The organism is Selenomonas sputigena (genome assembly GCF_026015965.1).
GTDB lineage: Bacteria > Bacillota > Negativicutes > Selenomonadales > Selenomonadaceae > Selenomonas.
On the sequence record NZ_CP110383.1, the window covers coordinates 204,296 to 222,717 of the forward strand.

General features: G+C 57.1%; 17 protein-coding genes. 16 read left to right on the forward strand and 1 reads right to left on the reverse strand.

Going from position 1 to position 18,422, the window contains the following annotated elements; translation table 11 throughout:
* Positions 1-8 precede the first annotated feature (8 nt).
* From OL236_RS00950 to OL236_RS01005, 12 genes are all read left to right on the forward strand, one after another.
* Entirely contained in the window at positions 9-1,823 is a 1,815-nt protein-coding gene (locus OL236_RS00950) for a thiamine pyrophosphate-binding protein (RefSeq protein ID WP_265071006.1), read from the forward strand.
* Positions 1,820-2,296 (forward strand): VOC family protein, encoded by a 477-nt coding sequence (locus OL236_RS00955; RefSeq protein WP_265071007.1) that lies wholly within the window; start codon positions 1,820-1,822, stop codon positions 2,294-2,296. Before OL236_RS00950 ends, OL236_RS00955 begins: the two co-directional genes overlap by 4 nt.
* A 43-nt stretch (positions 2,297-2,339) precedes the next feature.
* Positions 2,340-3,413: an AroB-related putative sugar phosphate phospholyase (cyclizing) gene (locus OL236_RS00960; protein ID WP_009645486.1), complete on the forward strand. Its 1,074-nt coding sequence runs from the start codon at positions 2,340-2,342 to the stop codon at positions 3,411-3,413.
* Positions 3,403-4,488 (forward strand): radical SAM/SPASM domain-containing protein, encoded by a 1,086-nt coding sequence (locus tag OL236_RS00965; protein WP_265071008.1) that lies wholly within the window; start codon positions 3,403-3,405, stop codon positions 4,486-4,488. The genes OL236_RS00960 and OL236_RS00965 overlap by 11 nt, the downstream gene beginning before the upstream one ends.
* Positions 4,463-5,575, forward strand: coding sequence for an NAD-dependent epimerase/dehydratase family protein (locus OL236_RS00970; RefSeq protein ID WP_265071009.1), 1,113 nt, complete (start codon positions 4,463-4,465; stop codon positions 5,573-5,575). The genes OL236_RS00965 and OL236_RS00970 overlap by 26 nt, the downstream gene beginning before the upstream one ends.
* 29 nt (positions 5,576-5,604) lie before the next feature.
* Positions 5,605-5,754, forward strand: a complete 150-nt coding sequence (gene scfA / locus OL236_RS00975; protein ID WP_006193459.1) for a six-cysteine ranthipeptide SCIFF — start codon at positions 5,605-5,607, stop codon at positions 5,752-5,754.
* Between the two features lie 263 nt (positions 5,755-6,017).
* Complete coding sequence (gene scfB, locus OL236_RS00980) at positions 6,018-7,421, forward strand: thioether cross-link-forming SCIFF peptide maturase (protein WP_265071010.1); 1,404 nt, start codon at positions 6,018-6,020, stop codon at positions 7,419-7,421.
* A 96-nt stretch (positions 7,422-7,517) separates the two neighbouring features.
* The gene (locus OL236_RS00985) at positions 7,518-9,347 is read left to right on the forward strand and encodes a glycosyltransferase family 2 protein (RefSeq protein ID WP_265071011.1); all 1,830 of its coding nucleotides are present in this window, start codon (positions 7,518-7,520) and stop codon (positions 9,345-9,347) included.
* A 222-nt stretch (positions 9,348-9,569) separates the two neighbouring features.
* Positions 9,570-10,334 (forward strand): DeoR/GlpR family DNA-binding transcription regulator, encoded by a 765-nt coding sequence (locus tag OL236_RS00990; RefSeq protein WP_009645501.1) that lies wholly within the window; start codon positions 9,570-9,572, stop codon positions 10,332-10,334.
* Positions 10,335-10,361: 27 nt separating this feature from the next.
* Positions 10,362-11,639 carry a four-carbon acid sugar kinase family protein gene (locus OL236_RS00995; protein ID WP_265071012.1) on the forward strand — a complete coding sequence of 426 codons (1,278 nt, stop codon included), beginning with the start codon at positions 10,362-10,364 and terminating at the stop codon, positions 11,637-11,639.
* A 31-nt stretch (positions 11,640-11,670) separates the two neighbouring features.
* Positions 11,671-12,684 (forward strand): 4-hydroxythreonine-4-phosphate dehydrogenase PdxA, encoded by a 1,014-nt coding sequence (gene pdxA / locus OL236_RS01000; RefSeq protein WP_009645515.1) that lies wholly within the window; start codon positions 11,671-11,673, stop codon positions 12,682-12,684.
* Between the two features lie 52 nt (positions 12,685-12,736).
* Positions 12,737-14,101 (forward strand): GntP family permease, encoded by a 1,365-nt coding sequence (locus OL236_RS01005; RefSeq protein WP_265071013.1) that lies wholly within the window; start codon positions 12,737-12,739, stop codon positions 14,099-14,101.
* A 442-nt stretch (positions 14,102-14,543) separates the two neighbouring features.
* Here OL236_RS01005 and OL236_RS01010 read toward each other — a convergent pair whose 3' ends face one another.
* Positions 14,544-15,092, reverse strand: a complete 549-nt coding sequence (locus OL236_RS01010; protein ID WP_006193450.1) for an NADH peroxidase — start codon at positions 15,090-15,092, stop codon at positions 14,544-14,546.
* Positions 15,093-15,397: 305 nt separating this feature from the next.
* Between OL236_RS01010 and tsaE the strand changes: the two genes are divergently transcribed.
* From tsaE to tsaD, 4 genes are read left to right on the forward strand one after another with little or no spacing between them, the layout of a single operon-like run.
* Positions 15,398-16,000: a tRNA (adenosine(37)-N6)-threonylcarbamoyltransferase complex ATPase subunit type 1 TsaE gene (gene tsaE / locus OL236_RS01015; protein WP_265071014.1), complete on the forward strand. Its 603-nt coding sequence runs from the start codon at positions 15,398-15,400 to the stop codon at positions 15,998-16,000.
* Positions 15,981-16,706, forward strand: coding sequence for a tRNA (adenosine(37)-N6)-threonylcarbamoyltransferase complex dimerization subunit type 1 TsaB (gene tsaB / locus OL236_RS01020; protein ID WP_265071015.1), 726 nt, complete (start codon positions 15,981-15,983; stop codon positions 16,704-16,706). Before tsaE ends, tsaB begins: the two co-directional genes overlap by 20 nt.
* Positions 16,700-17,197: a ribosomal protein S18-alanine N-acetyltransferase gene (rimI, locus tag OL236_RS01025; protein ID WP_265071016.1), complete on the forward strand. Its 498-nt coding sequence runs from the start codon at positions 16,700-16,702 to the stop codon at positions 17,195-17,197. The genes tsaB and rimI overlap by 7 nt, the downstream gene beginning before the upstream one ends.
* Positions 17,190-18,221 carry a tRNA (adenosine(37)-N6)-threonylcarbamoyltransferase complex transferase subunit TsaD gene (gene tsaD, locus OL236_RS01030; RefSeq protein ID WP_265071017.1) on the forward strand — a complete coding sequence of 344 codons (1,032 nt, stop codon included), beginning with the start codon at positions 17,190-17,192 and terminating at the stop codon, positions 18,219-18,221. Before rimI ends, tsaD begins: the two co-directional genes overlap by 8 nt.
* The last annotated feature ends 201 nt before the right edge of the window (positions 18,222-18,422 follow it).

Sequence of the window (18,422 nt, forward strand, 5' to 3'; positions counted from 1 at the left end):
GGTGCTTCATGAAGGTCAAAGTATCGGACTATATCGCGGATTTTCTTGTCAAAAAAGGCATCACGCACGTATTCACCGTCGTTGGCGGCGGCGCCATGCACCTCAACGATTCTCTCGGGCACCACGAGAAGATTACGTCGATATATTGCCATCATGAGCAGGCGGCGGCAATGGCGGCGGAAGCCTATGCGCGTGTCCATGGGCGCATGGCGGCGCTCTGCGTGACGAGCGGGCCGGGCGCGATCAATGCCCTGAACGGCGTTGCGGGCGCTTATCAGGATTCGATTCCGCTGCTCGTGCTCTCGGGGCAGATGAAATCCTCTCTGACGGTGCGGGCGAGCGGTCTGCCGCTTCGCACACTGGGCGGACAGGAGTTCGACATCGTGTCAGCGCTTGATAATATGACGAAGTACGCGGAGATGATCACCGAGCCGCAGAAGATTCCCTTCGCGCTCGGAAAAGCGTATCACTTGGCGAAGAGCGGCCGCCCCGGCCCTTCCTGGCTCGATTTGCCGCTTGACATACAGGGGGGCTTCATTGACGACGATCTGCCGGGCTTCAAGACTCATGCGCAGGAGGAATATGCAGACGTCGAGAAGGCTGCGCATCATGTGCTGGAAAAGCTCAAGAGCGCCGAGCGTCCCGTGCTCTACGCGGGCAACGGCATCCGCCTCGCGGGTGCGGCGCCGCTCGTCGAGGAACTGGCGCAGCGCCTGTCAATGCCTGTCGTCACATGTTGGGACAGCATCGACCTCATCGCGACCGAGCATCCATACTACTGCGGCAGGGGCGGTACGATGGGGGACCGCGCGGGCAACTTCGCCGTGCAGAACAGCGACCTTCTGCTCTCGATCGGTAGCCGACTGAGCATCTATCAGGTCGGCTACGACGTGCGTCTCTGGGCGCGTGCGGCATATACGATCGTCAACGACATCGACCCCGCTGAACTGAAAAAGCCGACGATCCGCGTCGATTATCCCGTTTGCGCCGATGCGGCGGACTTCATGCGCGCGCTTCTCTCGGCGGCGAAAGCTGAGCCGCCGAAGGAAAACGGGACATGGCTCGCGCAGTGCCGCAGGTGGAAGGGCGAGTACCCTGTCGTGCGGCCCGAGCAGAAGGAAGCGGCGGGCAAGACGAATGTCTATGCTTTCATGGATGCTTTGAGCCGCGCTCTGCCCGAGGGCAGCATCACGGTCGTCACCAACGGATCTGCGAGCGTCGTCGGCAGCCAGTCGTACTTCATCAAGGAGGGCAGCCGATTCCTCATGAACTGCGGCATCTCGTCGATGGGCTACGGCCTGCCCGCTGCCGTCGGCGCAGCCGTCGCGAGCGGCGAGAGCGTCGTCTGCCTTGAGGGCGACGGCAGCATCATGATGAACCTGCAGGAATTGCAGACCGTCGTCACGAATCGGCTGCCCGTCAAACTCTTCGTCATCAACAACAACGGCTATCATCAGATTCGCCAGACGCAGAAGAACGTCTTCGGCAATGCGCTCATCGGCGTCGGCCCCGAGAGCGGCGATCTCGGTTTCCCGTCGTTTGATCGAATCGCGCAGGCGTTCGAGATGCCCTACATCAAGATTTCTTCCAATGCGGAGCTGCACGAAAAGATCGCGCAGGCGCTCAGAGAACCGGGCTATGTGCTCACGGAAGTATTCGTGACGGAAGAGCAGAAATTCGAGCCGAAGTCCGCGACGAAGCGACTGCCCGACGGGCGGCTTACGAGTCCCCCGCTGGAAGATCTCGCACCGTTTTTGCCGCGCGAGGAGCTGGCACGCAATATGTATATCCCGCTCATCGAGCCGGACGGAGGAAAAGCATGATCAACCTGCGACATACAGGAATCTACGTCAGGGACTTGGCGCGCATGGCATCGTTTTACCGCGAGGTCTTCTACATGCACGCGATATGCGAAAACGTCGAGCAGGGGGACGCGCTGCTTGCCGACCTCTTTGGGGCGGCGGGGGCGAAGGTTCGGATCACGAAGCTCATCACGGAGCAGGGAAAGGCGAGCGGCGTCGGCGATATGCTGGAGCTTCTGGAAGTCATCGTACCCGAAGGACGGGAAAAGAAGACGAACTTGCCGATCGAGGCGGGGCTGCACATCGCCTTCGGCGTGCGCGATATGGAAGCGACTCGCATGGCGATTACCGCGCATGGCGGCGCATGCGCGACGCGCGTGCACGATATGGGAAACGGCAACCTTTGCTGCTTCTGCCTCGATCCCGAGGGGAATTGGCTGGAGCTGATCGCGCGGCGAGATGCGCAGGAGGATGGCTTGAGTCCTGGCAGATGAGGGGGATTCGTCTGCAGCGAGACATGGGAAAGGAGAAGGCGGCATGAAGATCAAGTCGGCGTTCAAGGAATACAGCGTGGATTTTTGCAGGGATTTGTCCCTGCTGCAGGATTTGGCGGCGGCGAAGGACACGTTTTTTGTGCTTGACCGTACGGTTTACGAGATTTATAAAGACCGCCTGCCGGATTTTCCGAAGGAGCGATTCTTCCTGCTTGAAGCTGTCGAGGAGAAGAAGGATATGGCGGCAATGCTCGCAATCTGTGAGCGCATGACGGAGATGAGCGCCAAGCGCAATTCGCATCTCGTGTCCTTGGGCGGCGGCATCACGCAGGACGTCACGGGCTTTGTCGCCACGGCGCTCTATCGCGGCATTCGCTGGACGTTCTTCCCGACGACGCTCCTCGCTGCCTGCGACAGCTGCATCGGCGGCAAGTCGTCACTGAACTACAAGGGCTTCAAGAACCTTCTCGGCTCCTTCTATCCGCCCGACGAGATCTTCATCTATCCCGAGTTTTTCCGGAGTCTCAGCCCGCGGGACTATTGCAGCGGCTTAGGCGAAGTCGTGAAGTTCAACGTCATTGCGGGCGCGTCGGGCATCGACGGCATGGAGCGTGATATGGAGGCGATTCTTGCGCACGATTACGAGAAGCTGCTGCAGTATGTGAGGACGTCGCTCGACTTCAAGCGCGGCTTCATCGAGGAGGACGAGTTTGATCGCGGCAAGAGGGTTCTGCTCAATTACGCGCACACCTTCGGACATGCCTTCGAGAGTGTCAGCTCCTATGAGATTCCGCACGGATCTGCCGTTGCGCTCGGTATGATTACGGCGAATGCGGTATCGGTCAAGCGCGGCTTCATCGAAGAAGCGTATGCGGCGCGCATCGCGGCGCTCTGTATGAAGATCCTCGCGCACATTCCCTGGCGCGAGGAGTGGTTCGCGCCTGCGGGCATCATCGCCGCCATTCACAAGGATAAGAAGCAGACGAGCGAGAGAATCACGGCAGTGCTTTTGAACGAAGCGCATGAGCTCAGTGTCTATCGCGATGTTGAGGAAGAAGAAATCCGGCAGGCGCTTGCGTGTCTGCTGCAATATTGGAGGAATCATCGTGGAAAATGAAGTTGTGCCTTTTTCCGAGGCGTATCAGAAGAATCGCCTGACACTGCGCGAGGTCGTGCCGCTCGCGGTACCTCTGTGCGTGTGCATCGAGCCGACGAACATCTGCAACTTCAAGTGCCTGATGTGCTGGCAGAGCACACAGGAATACACGAATCACGGCGGTCCTTTCGGCAATATGACAGACGAGCTTTTTGACAAGCTCCTGCAGGATATGAAGGGCTTCTGCCGCCATCAGGGCAAGAAGATCAAACTCATCAAGCTTTACTCGACAGGCGAGCCGCTTCTTCACAAGGGCGTCTGCCGTATGGTGAAGAAGGTCAAGGAAGCCGATGTCTGTCACGAGATGGAGATCACGACGAATGCGTCTCTTCTGACGAAGGAAGTGGCGGAGGAACTCGTCGATCTTGGACTCGACTACCTGCGCGCTTCCATCTACTCCGTGCGCACGGATGGGCAGGCGCGCATCACGCAGTCGCGCGTCACGCCGCACGAGATTCGCGAGAACATCGCCTACTTGAAGAAGTACCGCGACGAGAAGGGAGCGAAGAAGCCCTTCATCTGTGCGAAGATCATGGACACGCACGGCGAGGAAAACGACGAGTTTTATCGCATGTACGAGGATGTGTCCGACGAGCAGCTGATTGACACACCGTGGATTTTGCCGAAGCTTGAGGAAAATGCCCTCGACCGACTCTACGGCAGCGAGGAAAAGGGCGAGGAAGCGCAGGCGGCGTACTTGGAGCAGGCGCTTTACAAGGAGCGCAAGGTCTGCCGCTACCCGTTCACGCACATGACGGTGCGCAGCAACGGTGACGTCGTCGTCTGCTGTACGGACTGGTCGCGCGACACCTTGGTCGGCAGCATCTGTGACAATACGCTGGAAGAAATCTGGAACTCGAAGAAGCTCTATGATTTTCGCTGTATGCAGCTGAAGACGAAGGGGGCGCACCACGCGCTCTGCGCAACGTGCGAAATTCCGCTGAAAGATACGAGCGAGGACAATCTCGACGATTTCCCTGTGGAGAAGCTCCATTATTGGGGGGAAGGCGATGGAAAGAAGAGCGTTTCTAAATAGTCCGATCATCGAAGAGGACATGCAGGACATCTACGCGCGCGGGCTGGATTGGCAAAAGCTCAAGGGCAAGACCGTACTGCTCACGGGTGCGACGGGAATGCTCGCGTCCTACGTCGCGTTCTTCCTCTTCTACTTGAACGAGGAACACGCGATGGGGATGCGGTTGCTGCTCCATGTGCGAAGCGAGGAAAAGGCGCGCGCACGCTTCGGCGAGTACGCAGAGAAGTCCTATGTCTCGTTCGTGCAGCACGACCTCAGAGAGCCATGGCAGATTGAAGGGGCAGTCGACTTCATCATCCATGCCGCAAGCCTCGCGAATCCTGCCTACTACAAGACAACGCCCGTCGAGGTTGCCGAGCCGAACGTGCTTGGCACATACCATCTGCTGCGCTTGGCAAGGGAGAAGGGGACGCAGTCCTTCCTCTTTTTCAGCAGCGGTGACGTCTACGGCAAGATGCAAGAGGGCGCGAGCGAGATCCACGAGGCAGACGTCGGCGCGGCAGATCCGCTCGATCTTTTAAGCTGCTACGGCGGCAGCAAGCGCATGGGCGAGACGTGGTGCCGGCTCTTCTCCGTCGAATATGGCGTGAACGCGAAGATCGCACGCATCGCGCACACCTACGCGCCAACGATGGATATTGAGAGAGATCCGCGCGTCTTCTCCTCCTTCATGAAGTGCGTTTCGGCGGGCACGGACATCGTCATGCACAGCGACGGCAGCGCCTGCCGCCCCTTCTGCTACATCGCCGATGCTGTTTCGGCGTTCTTCCTCATCCTCTTTGAGGGCGCGTCGGGTGAGGCGTACAACGTGTCGAACGACAGGGTGTTCTTGAGCATCCGCGAGCTTGCGGAAATCCTCGTGAAATTGCGTCCCGAACTGAGTTTGAAGGTCATCTTGAAGGAGCGGCCGAAGGGCGCGGCGTATCTGGAAAACAATTTCAACAAGGCGAACCGCCCCAGTGCCGACAAACTTCGCGAACTCGGCTGGCAATGCCGCTTCGACGCGGCGGCGGGATTCGCACGCGTCTGGCGATACCTGCGCGATGTGCAAACATCTTGCCAAGCGAGCGGAAAAAGGGTAGAATAAGGGAAAGACGGCAAGAAGGGGGTCATACGATGAAACACATCAAGACGGTCAACAAGCCGACGATGCAGAAGACGCTGAAGACGGGCGGCTGCGGCGAATGCCAGGCGTCGTGCCAGTCGGCATGCAAGACGTCCTGCACGGTGGGCAATCAGGTCTGTGAGAGCAGGAAGCAAGCGTGAGATTCTGGAAAGGGCGATTCTGCTGAAGCCGATGTTTCGGTGGTGACGCACTGCCCAACACGAACACGGAATCTCGCAAGCTAAAGCCCGTCCATTCCCCTAACAACCGACCAAAATTCAAACGCGCTTCGCTTGAACGAGAATTTTGGTCGAGGGGGAATGGGCGGGCTTCTTCACGCTTGCTCAAAACGGTTCGCTTATGGGCAGTGCATCACCCCATCCTTGAAGCATGACCTTTCTGCCGCAGCATATATGGAGGAATTATGAAAGAGAGAATACATAAGTTCAAGCAGGCGGACAGCTTCATCCTGCTTGACGTCAATAGCGGCGCCGTCCATGTCGTCGACGAGATGATCTACGACATCATGGACGTCTTCGACGGCACGAACGATCGGGCGGTCGTCGATGCGCTCGGGGCGAAGTACCCGAGGGCGGAACTTTCCGAAGCGCTTGAAGAGCTGCACGAACTCATGGCGCTTGGCGAGCTTTTCGCGCCCGACATCGACGTGCCGCCGACGTTTTCCCAGAAGGGACTCGTGAAGTCGCTGTGCCTGATGGTCGCGCAGGACTGCAACCTGCGCTGCAAATACTGCTTCGGCGACGGCGGCAACTACGGCATGGAGCGTGCCGTCATGTCGCCCGAGGTCGGATGTCGCGCCGTCGATTTCCTCATCGAGGGTTCAGGGCCGCGCAAACACTGCGAGATTGACTTCTTCGGCGGTGAGCCGCTCCTCAACATGAAGACGATCAAGAAGGTGACGGAGCATATAAGGAAGCGCGAGAAGGAGACGGGCAAGATCTTCAAGCTCACGCTGACGACGAACGGCATGCTCTTGAACGATGCGAACATCGCGTGGCTCAACGCGAACGATTTCTCGCTCGTCCTGTCGCTCGACGGGCGCAGGGAGACGAACGACGCCATGCGCCCCGACGTCGGAGGGCACGGCACTTATGACCGCATCGTGGAAAACTTCCGAAGGTGTCTTGCGAGCCGCGCGGGCGGCGACTGGGACTATCGCGGCGTCTATACCTATCTTCGCGGCACTTACACGAAGCGCAATCTCGACTTCACCGAGGACGTGCTCTCGATGCACGATGCGGGATTCAATATCCTCTCGGTCGAGCCCGTCGTCTTGAAGGACAGCCCGCTCGCCCTCATGGAAGAAGATTTGCCGCGCATCCGCGAGGAGTACGACCGCCTCGCCGCCGCTTACATGGAGCGGCATCGCGCGGGCAGGGGATTCTTCTTCTTCCACTTCAACATGGACTTGTCGAACGGCCCTTGCGTCGCCAAGCGCCTCTCGGGCTGCGGCGCGGGTCACGAATACTTCGCCGTCGCGGAAAACGGCGACCTCTACCCGTGTCATCAATTCGTCGGCAGAAAGCGCTACAAGCTCGGCAGCATCTACGACGGAGTGACGGACGAAGAACTGCCGCCGTACTTTCGCGAGTCGCACGTCCTCAACAAGGAAAAATGCGCCGACTGCTGGGCACGCTTCTTCTGCAGCGGCGGCTGTCATGCCAACGCCGACCTATTCCACGGCGACATAAGGAAGCCTTACGAGGTCGGCTGCGAGATCCAGAAAAAACGCCTCGAATGTGCGCTCTACGTGCAGGCGCTGCTGGCGTTGGAGAAGGAAGAGCAGGTGCACACGGCTGCTCTGTAGGATGATTTCACTGACAGATGGGGGAATCTGTCTGCACAAGCGCCCGCGCTGCACATGTTTGTGTTGCTCGTACATGAAAATGGAGGTGAGATGACTTTGAATCGAATTGTCGTTGTGTCCATGGTGCGCAATGAAGAGGACATCATTGAGAGTTTCGTGCGCTGGCATTGTGCGATTGCAGATGCTGTGATCGTGCTCGATCATAGAAGTACGGATCGTACAAAGGAAATCTTGTGCGCACTGCGCGATGAGGGTCTGCCTCTTATCCTTACAGAGGCGGAGGATATGGCGTATAGGCAGTGGGAATATACGACGGAGCTTGTGGTTCGTGCGTTCCGCGAGTTTTCCGCGGATGTCGTATGCCCGCTAGATGCGGATGAGTTTTTACTGGCTGATACCGAGGATGTCTTTCAGAGTCGCCGCATTCTGCAAAATTTGGAGCTTGGAGTTTATTATCACTTGGCATGGATTGATCATTTCCTTACGCGCCCCGAGGAAGATCGGGACATGTTCCTTCTCGCACGCGACCATGTGCGAGAACGGAGTCCCAGAATGGAAAGCAAGGTTTTGTTGACTCGCAGAGACGAGGATATTCCCCTTTGGCTGGAGGGAAGGATGTCCATTGCGCAGGGAAATCATTTCGTGGCGATTCGTGAAAACGGCAGGTCAGTATCTTGTCCGATGCGCGAAGTAGCAGGACTATACCTTGCACATTTCCCAGAACGCAGCATAGAGCAGATCCTATCCAAAAACATTGTTGGCTGGCTCACGAATGTAGCAAAGTTTTCCGGCGGAACTGTTATGGCAATCCATTGGCGTCTTATTTTTCAAGCATACCTCGCGCATGAACGGTTCGAAATGTCAACGGCAAGCGATCCCTTACCGAGTCGGCAGAACGCTTTTCGAGGACGTTTCCCGCTTCGTTTCACACGGGAGGAAGTTCCCGAGCATAAGCTGCTGCGCAACATCATGCTGACGGCGGAAGGCATTGCGGAGGCCAATGCGCAGAAGGAAGCCGTTCTCCGCATAGTGGAAAGAGATGGTCGAAAGTGTGTAGAACCGCCCGTGGTCAGTGTGCTTATTCCTTTTTATGCCGACATACAGGCGCTTCGCCTTTCTCTTAGCGATCTTGCTTTGCAAAAATATCCTTTTTATGAATGCATCCTCCTGTGCTTTTCTCCCGTGGAAAAGGAGCGCCTCCGCGTCCTTGCCGAAGAGGCGGGGATATCGCATCCTATTATTCTGACAGAGGCTGAGGTTCAGCATGTGCCGCAGCATGTCCGTGGCACCTATGTGCAGTATTTCCTGCCGGACGTTTCCCACAATAGCGCCTGCTTGCAGCAGATGGTGACCTCGCTTGCACTGAACGATGATATTTCTTTTGTGATGGCGGATGCTGAAGTATCGGAGGGAGATGTTCCTGAGCCGCCCGTTTATTTGGAGTTTGCCACGTATGGACTGCCGTTTTATGTTTTTGAAAGTGACGACCTGCGAAAGACAATTCTCAAACAGGGGAAATTTCCTAAAGGCGGCATGTCCGAAGCGCTCTTTCGACGTGAGACGATGGAATCTTGCAATTATCTTCTAAGAGAACTGCAAGATATGAGTCTGCAAAGGCTTTCTCTATGGCTCTCAATCTTTGAGAAAACAAGCCGCGTCGGCTTCTTTAAGAAAGCGCTCGTTCAGGTTCGGCGAAGGCTCAGTTCAGAGGAAAAACTCCTTTGCCACATGGAATGGCTATTGTTGCTTGAGCAGGAGATTCAAACGAGAAAACGGGGGATTTCTTCAGAAGAACTGAAAGTTGCCGTTACGCTTGCCATAGATGGCAACCGCGATGGAATCCTCGCCGTCCGGTCTGGCGTAAGTTCTGGACTTTATGAAGCGTGCAGCAGACTTCGGTCAGAACTGGCGCAGCAGGTATGCTGATTGAGGCACTTCCGATGCTTGGAGAAAGAGAGCGGACGATGCTTTGGATATGCATTTTGTTGCAATGGGTGCATGAAGTTGATAGACTTCATGCACCCGTTTTTTTTTGCAGCATAAAGACAATGCGTTTATTTTCTATATTGACAGAAGAAAACGACAGCTTTATAATAAGATAACAAAAGATAACAAAATATAAACTAAATTAACATCAAGGGGGCGCATATGATTTCGATCGACAGGAAGAAATTTATTCTTGACTACCTGCAGCAGAATGAAACGGTCACGAGCAGCGTCCTGGTGCAGGCGCTCAATGTCACGGCCATGACGATTAGCCGTGATCTCAAACAGTTGGAAGAGAAGGGGCTGCTCGTGCGCACGCACGGCGGAGCCATGCTGCCAAACTACATCGTGGAAGAGACTTCGTATGCGAAGAAGAAGGTGCGCGATATCGAAGTTAAGCGGCGCATCGCGGAGGCGGCGCTGCGGCAGATCCGTGCGGGTATGACGGTCTTCTTCGATGCAGGCACGACGACGTTCGAGATTGCTGACCGTTTGAAGAAATCAGCGCCCGCTAATATCACGGTTGTGACGAACGATTTGCACATAGGTGCGCATCTGTATTCTCAAACAGAGATTCGTACCATCCTCTTGGGCGGTGTCGTCTTGCCGGAGACAGGGGCTGTTGCGGGTGCTATGGCGACGGAGCAGCTTGTGCGTTACGGCATTGATCTCGCCTTTGTCGGCACGTCTGCCGTCACGGAGGACTTCTTTCTTGTCGTACCGACGGAGAGCAAGTGCGTGTTCAAGCGGAAACTCCTTGAGATAAGCGAGGTTTCGATACTTGTCGCTGATCGATCGAAGTTCCGCAAGAAAAAGCTCTATAAGGCGGCTCATATGAGCGAACTGGATCGCGTCATCACGGATTATCCGTTTACGAAGACAGAGGTGAAGAAGGCGATGCCGCGTGGAGAAATTATCGCGATTTGATCGGCTTGCCGGGAAGGAGAAGATACGATGAAAGGCGTGATTGTTGCTGACGATCTGACAGGGGCGAATGCATCGGGCGTGCTCCTCAAGAAAATTGGACTTAGTGTGAGCAGTCTCTTTCGCCTGACTGGAGCGACAGAGCACAAGGCGGATGTGCTGGCCTACTCGACGGCGAGCCGCGGATTATCCTCCGAGGAGGCTTTCCGACGTGTCAGAGAAGCCTTTTTGCAGTTGAAGTCGGGTGGTGAATTTTTCAACAAGCGCATTGATTCGACGCTGCGCGGCAATATCGGAGCGGAGATTGACGGGGCACTTTCCGCCTTGGGCGACGACTTTACGGCGATTGTCGTACCCGCTTATCCCGACTCGGGACGCATCGTCGCAAATCGAACGATGCTCGTGAACGGCATGCTTCTGACAGAGTCGGATGCGGGGCGCGATCCGAAGATGCCCGTTGCATCGGATGATGTTGTAGATCTTGTCGCGCAGCAAACGCGCCACGAGGTGCGATACTTTTCGTTGAAAGATTTGGCGCAGGACGTGGACTCGTTTGCCGCTGCCGTCAGAGAAGCGGCGAAGGAGGTGCGCGTTCTCGTCTTTGATGCGGTGCGCAATGAAGATGTGCAGAAGATCGCCAAAGCGGTGCTGCAGAGCGGCTGCCGCGTGCTGACGGTCGATCCCGGGCCCTTGACCATGCAGTTTGTGTACGAGATGCAGGTGAAGGAAAAGCGCGAACAGAAGGTTTTGCTCGTCATCGGCAGCGTGACGGCGACGACGAAGCGGCAGATTGCCGATTTGCTGCAAAAGAGGCGCGTATTCTTTGTCGACATGCGCGTGAAGGAGTTTTTCGAGAAGGAGCGGCGTGAGGCGGAAATTCGGCGGGTCGTCAATAAGATCTGTGATGCCGTAGACGCTGAAGACGTTCTCTTGCTGACGACGACGCCGCTTTCTGATGAGGGACATCTCGATCTCAAGGCGACTGCGAAGGCACTCGGTGTCACTCCGGAGGATGTGTCACGCATCCTTTCCGGCACATTGACCGAGGCTGCGGGCGAGATCTTGGAGAAGAGCGGCAAACTCGAGGGTATTTATTGTTCGGGTGGTGACATCACGATTGCTCTCTTGGAGAAGTTGGACGCCGACGGCATTGAGGTGCGTGACGAGGTTCTGCCGCTTGCTGTCTACGGGCGCATTCTTGGCGGTCGCCTGCCGAAGCTGCGCATTGTGACGAAGGGGGGGATGATCGGCGGCGATGATGCGATCGGGCTTTGCTTGGAAAAAATCGCCAAGGATATTGCCCTTTGATGATTCTTGAAAGATAAAAGGAGTTGTGCGTATGGAAAAGAATGTGATGGAAAAACCTCTGATCGGTGTGCCTATGGGCGATCCTGCCGGAGTCGGTGCGGAGATCACCGTCAAATCTTTGCTCGACAAGAAGGTGACGGATGTTGCGAGGGTCATCGTCGTCGGCGATAAGGGCACGATGGAGCAAGCAATCGGTGTCTGCGGTGTAAAAGCGCGCATCCATACGGTGGAGGATCCTGCGGCTGCCGTCGATGAGGCGGGCGTCATCAATCTTATTGATCTCAAAAATGTCGATATGGCGAAGCTGAAGATGGGCGAAGTCCAAGCGATGTGCGGACAGGCGGCATTTGATTACATCAAGAAGTGCGTGGAGCTGGCGATGGCGCACAAGATTGATGCGATTGCCACGACGCCGATCAATAAGGAGTCTCTGCGTGCGGCGAAGATTAACTACATCGGACATACGGAGATTCTTGGCGGACTGTCGAACTCGCGTGATCCGCTGACGATGTTCGAGGTTGACGAGATGCGCGTATTCTTCCTCACGCGTCACATGTCACTGCGCGATGCCTGTGATGCCATTACGAAGGAGCGCGTGCTTGAGTATATCCGCCGCTGCACGAAAGCATTGAAGCAGCTCGGCGTTGAGGGAAAGATGGCCGTCGCGGGACTCAATCCGCACTCGGGTGAGCATGGGCTCTTCGGTTGGGAAGAAGTCAAGGAAATTGCGCCTGCTGTGGAAGAGGCGCAGAAGGAAGGCTATGATGTCGTGGGCCCGATCGGTCCAGACTCCGTCTTTCATCAGGCGTTGCAGGGACGCTATCAGGCGGTTCTTTCCCTCTATCACGATCAAGGTCATATCGCGACGAAGACGTATGACTTCGAGCGTACGATCGCCGTCACACTCGATATGCCGTTCCTGCGCACGTCGGTCGATCACGGCACGGCTTTCGACATCGCCGGAAAGGGCATCGTGAGTGCCGTGAGCATGGTGGAGGCGATCCGCCTCGCAGCAAAATATGCCCCGAATTTCAAGCAGGGATGAACGGGGCAGTTCCGCAGAAGTAATGATTTCATGAACAAGGAGATGAATCCTCATGGCTGCAGAAACGCAAATACTCATAGGTCTTGGCTTTGGTATTGCCTGCTTGATTTTCATGATCATGAAGACCAAGATTCATACATTCTTGGCGCTGATCTTGGCAACCGTCCTCGTCGGTGTGATCGGCGGCATCGAGTTCAAGCAGATTGTCGCGAGCATCACGAAGGGTTTCGGCGGTACGCTTGGGAGCATTGGCATCATCATCGGCTTCGGCGTCATGATGGGCCAGCTCTTCGAGGTATCGGGTGCGGCGAAGCGCATGGCTCTGTGCTTTCTCAAGCTTTTCGGCAAGGGACGTGAAGAAATCGCTATGGCGTTGACGGGCTTCCTCGTCTCCATCCCGATTTTCTGTGATTCGGGTTTTGTCATCTTGACGCCTCTGGCTAAGGCGATTTCTACAGAAGCGCGCAAGTCGATCGTATCCATCGGCATCGCTCTCGCCACCGGTCTCGTTATCACGCATACGATGGTGCCGCCGACCCCGGGACCTGTGGGAGTCGCAGGTATCTTTGAAGTGAGCGTCGGATCCTTGATTCTTTGGGGACTCGTGCTCTCCGTGCCGATGCTCATCGGGCCTTTGCTCTTTGCGAAGTGGGCGGGCGAAAGGATTTGGCAGATTCCGACAGCGGATGGCGGTTGGACGCGTGACAGATCGTATACGGCATCGAACCAGGGAAGCAGCATCTACGATGACGCGCATCTGCCTTCGGCCTTCATTTCGTTTGCGCCGATCGTCGTTCCGATCCTTTTGATTCTTATTGGTACAGTGGCGGCTGCCATGGGGATGAAAGGGCAGATTGCCGATGCCATTCAGTTCTTCGGTACACCGGTTATTGCCGTCGGCATCGGGCTTCTCCTGACGATCTATGGTCTGACGGGAAGTCTCGACAGGAAACGCGTGTTGGAAGAAATGGAGACAGGCATCAAGTCGGCGGGCATCATCATCCTCATCACAGGCGGCGGCGGTGCTTTCGGCATGTTGATCCGCGACAGCGGCGTCGGCACGGTTTTGGCCGAAGCCATGCTGCAGACGAGCATTCCTGCCATCTTGCTGCCGTTCTTCATCGCGACGATCGTGCGCTTCATCCAAGGCAGCGGCACGGTGGCGATGATTACGGCGGCCTCGATCACGGCGCCGATTATCGCGAATCTCTCCGTGAACCCCGTCTTCGCGGCTCTCGCCGCCTGTGTGGGATCGCTCTTCTATTCGTACTTTAACGACAGCTTCTTCTGGGTCGTCAACCGCTCCATCGGTATCACTGAAGGTAAGGAGCAGCTGCGCCTCTACTCTGTCGCCAGCACGATTGCTTGGGCTACCGGTATCATCGTGCTCCTGATTCTCAACGCGATGTTCGGTTGATATTTCTGTAGTTTTCATCGAAGTCTCCATGCTGCAGTTGATGTGGCATGGAGACCTTTATTTTAGCGTGAAATCCCAAGAGATCAAGCCGAAGCGCAGATCGATTGACTAGGTTTCTGTAACGGCGTACAATGTCCGCAAAGTAGACTTTTGTGCGTGTAGTTTACTGATCATGTGTGTGGTAGTTGCAGGAGGGCGAAGAAGCTGATGCAGCAGCCATGAAACAGCCCATAGAAAAAGCGACCCTTGGGGAAAGGGTCGCTTTTTGGGAGTGGTCGGGGATTGGGGAAATCCCCTCTGGATAGTGGTTATGGGGTTTGAGAAGGTTTTAGAAAGCACGGATGAATCGAGAGCGCCGATGGGACGGACTCATCGTTATCCGTGATTTCTTTATGGGGAAGTTCTCGGGGCGGTTCAAGATCCCCGCCCCGAGGGAAAGTCATTACTTATTGCCGAAGTAGCGGTCAAAGAGCCCCTTGAAGCCGCGGCCGTGACGCGCCTCGTCCTTGCACATCTCGTGCACGGTGTCGTGGATGGCGTCGAGGTTCAGCTGCTTCGCGAGCGTAGCGAGCTCCTTCTTGCCTGCGCAGGCGCCGTGCTCGGCGTCGACGCGCATCTTGAGGTTCTCCTTCGTGCTGTTCGTCAGAACCTCGCCGAGAAGCTCCGCGAACTTCGCTGCATGCTCGGCTTCCTCGAAAGCGTAGCGCTTGAAGGCCTCGGCGATCTCGGGATAGCCTTCGCGGTCTGCCTGGCGGCTCATCGCGAGGTACATGCCGACCTCGGAACACTCGCCCGTGAAGTTCATGCGCAGGCCTTCGATGACCTTTTCATCTGCGCCCTTGGCGGCGCCGACATGATGCTCGTCCGCATACTGCATGTCGCCCGTCTGCTCGACGAACTTGGAAGCGGGAGCATGACAGATCGGACACTCTGCCGGAGCCTGGTCGCCCTCGTGAACATAACCGCAAACCGTGCAAACAAACTTTTTCATTTTACATTACCTCCCAAAATATCGTGGATGTTTTTCTTTTTCTTGGTAGTGGCTCGCGATTCACCGTGCGGGGGTGTTCCCCCATGTGCTTGTCGCTTGCTGTGCCCTTATTATAGGCGAAGCGTCCCAAGAAGGAAATATCGAAAAAATGCTAAATAACAAAGATATAGGCATATATCGTGAAATATCTCCGTATATCTCGTGTTTTTATACTTTTTCAAAATAAATACTATTGGATAATTATTATTGATAAGAAGTATCGCTATACTTGCGCGAAGCGTTTCAAAAAACGGCGGGCTTGTGGTATGATAGGCAGAGAAACGACGGAGGGCTTCGGCAAAAAGTTCGGCGCGATGGCTGAGGGACGCGGCGCTCTCCTATGGAAAGGTGTTGCAGCAATGTTTACGGTGCAAACGGCTTCCCCCGAGGAGACGGCGGCGCTCGCCGAGCGCATCGGGGCGCTTTGCCCGGCGGGAACGGTCTTCGCGCTCGCGGGCGATCTCGGCGCGGGAAAGACGCTCTTCGTGCAGGGATTGGCGCGCGGTTTGGGTTTTTCGGGCGAGGTCACGAGTCCGACGTTCAACTTGATGAACGTATATGAAGGGAAGATGCGCCTTACGCATTTCGACGTCTATCGCTTGGAGCGTGCCGAGGAGCTTTATGACATCGGCTTCTATGAGTATGCAGACGATTCCGAGGGCGTCGTCGTCGTCGAATGGTTCGACAAGTTCAGCGAGGAGATGCCCGCAGACTATGTGCGCGTGACGATCGAGCGCGTGGCGTCTTCGTCGGGGGAGGTCGATTCAGAGGAGGCGGCGGATCGCCGCCGGCTGTGTTTTTCGCTTGTGGGAGTGCAGCTCAAGGAATTTTTTGAGGAGATGAGGGACGTTGTCGATTCTGGCGATTGATACGGCAAGCTCGGTGTCGAGCGTCGCCGTGGCGAGCGAGGGGAAACTGCAGGCGGAAGTGACGGTTGAGGCGGGGCGCACGCATTCGGAGACGCTTCTTTCGCATATCGAGGGGGCGCTCTCCTTCGCGGGCGTCGAGCGCTCGGCTCTTACGGGCGTCGCCGTGGGCATCGGTCCCGGCTCTTTCACGGGGCTTCGCATCGGCTTGGCGACAGCGAAGGCTATCGCTTACGGTCTGGGCATCCCGCTCGTCGGCGTCTCGACCTTGGCGGCGCTCGCACTCGCCTTCCCCGTGCCGGACGTTCATACGCTCGCCCTGATGGACGCGCAGAAGGGAAACGCCTATGCAGGTCTCTACGAGTGGCGTGACGGGAGTTTGCACGAGGTGCGTCCCGTGCGCGTCGCGCCGCTTGCCGAGGCGATCGCCGAGGCGGCGGACAGGGGAAAGCCTGTATTGCTGACGGGCGAACTCGCCGTGAAGAAGCGGGCGCGTCTCGGAAATTTGCCCGACAATGTCACGCTCGCGCCCGCGCATCTTCTGACGGCGCGCGCCTCGCACGTTGCATGGCTCGGTATCGCGCGGCTTGCGGCGGGCGAGTGCGATGATCCCATGACGCTGGAGCCGTTCTACATTCGGCGCTCGGAGGCGGAGGTGCTTTGGGAAAAGCGTCATGGCAAAGAGAAGACGGAGGGGGCGTCATGCTGACCTTTCGCAAGATGCTGCCCACGGACGCCGCTGCCGTCGAGAAGGTGGAGCTGGCGTGCTTTTCCATGCCGTGGTCGCGCGAGTCTTTCTGGGAGGAGGCCGCGCAGGAAGCGGCTTACTACTTGTTGGCGCTCGACGACGGAGAAGTCATCGGCTACGTCGGCGTCTGGCTGCTCGGCGAGGAGGGCCACATCACGAACGTCGCCGTTGCGCCCGAGATGCGCCGGCGCGGCGTCGGCGCAGCGCTGCTCGCAGAACTCATGCGGATTGTTTTGGAGCGCAGCGTGCGCAGCATGACGCTTGAAGTGCGTCCGTCGAACGAGGCGGCGCTCGCGCTCTACAAGAAGTTCGGCTTTCGGAGCGTCGGCAGGCGGCCGCACTACTATACGGATAATGCGGAGGATGCGGAAATCCTCTGGAACACGGACATTGAAGCGACGCTCGCCACACTCGGCGGGACGGACGGAAAAGGAGATGAGGCGCATGGATAAGGACATCTTGACGCTCGCCATCGAGACGAGCTGCGACGAGACGTCCGCCGCCGTGCTGCGCGGCGGGCGCGAAATCTTGTCGAACATCATTGCGACGCAGATCCCCGTGCATCAAAAGTACGGCGGCGTCGTGCCCGAGATCGCGTCGCGCTGTCATATTGTGAACATCGTGCCCGTCATCGACGAGGCGCTCAAGGAGGCGGGCGTCGCCAAGGAGGAGGTCGGTCAAGTTGCCGTCACCTACGGACCGGGGCTTGTCGGCGCGCTGCTCGTCGGCGTCGCCGCCGCCAAGGGGCTTTCCTTCTCGCTCGGCGTGCCGCTCATCGGCGTCAATCATCTCGAAGGCCATATCTTTGCGAATTTCTTGAGTTCGCCGGAGCTTGCGCCGCCGTTTGTGGCGCTCGTCGCTTCGGGAGGGCACACGGCGCTCGTCCACGTCAAGGATTACAACCATTTCACCTTGCTCGGGCAGACGCGCGACGATGCGGCGGGCGAGGCGTTTGACAAGGTGGCTCGCGTGCTCGGGCTGCCGTATCCGGGCGGCCCCGAGATCGACCGCCTCGCGAAAGAAGGCGATGCCGCGGCCATTGACTTTCCGCGCGCCTTGGAAGAAGAGGGCAACTACGAGTTCAGTTTCAGCGGTCTGAAATCTGCCGTCTTAAACTATCTGAACTCGATGAAGCTCAAGAAGATCGAGGTCAATGCCGCCGACGTCGCAGCGTCGTTTCAGAACGCCGTCATCGAGACGCTCGTCGAGAAGTCGCTCGCGGCTCTGCGTGAGACGGGGCTGAGGACGCTGGTTTTGGCGGGCGGCGTCGCGGCGAACAGCTCGCTCGAAGGGCGGCTTCGCCAGGCGGCAGCGGAGAGTGGCGTCGAGTTCCATTATCCGGGGCTTCGGCTCTGCACGGACAATGCGGCGATGATCGGCTGCCGCGCCTACTATCAGGCTCTGGCGGGCGGCTTCTCAGACTCTCATCTGAATGCCGTGCCGGGGCTTTCGCTGCGCGATGTGGGCGGGGCGTGAAGCATGTTTCCGATGCTCGCTGCACGATGGACGAAAGACGAGGCAAGAGCGATGATTCCTAGCATTTCGCTTGGTCATCCTCCAAGAAATGGCAAAATAATTTCAGTTGCGCTTTTTGTTTGAATCTGCTAGAATGGGTAGGCAAGCGCAGGTTTGGACATGCCAAACCGTCGGTGCGTGCAGCGTCCGAGAGGGACGTTT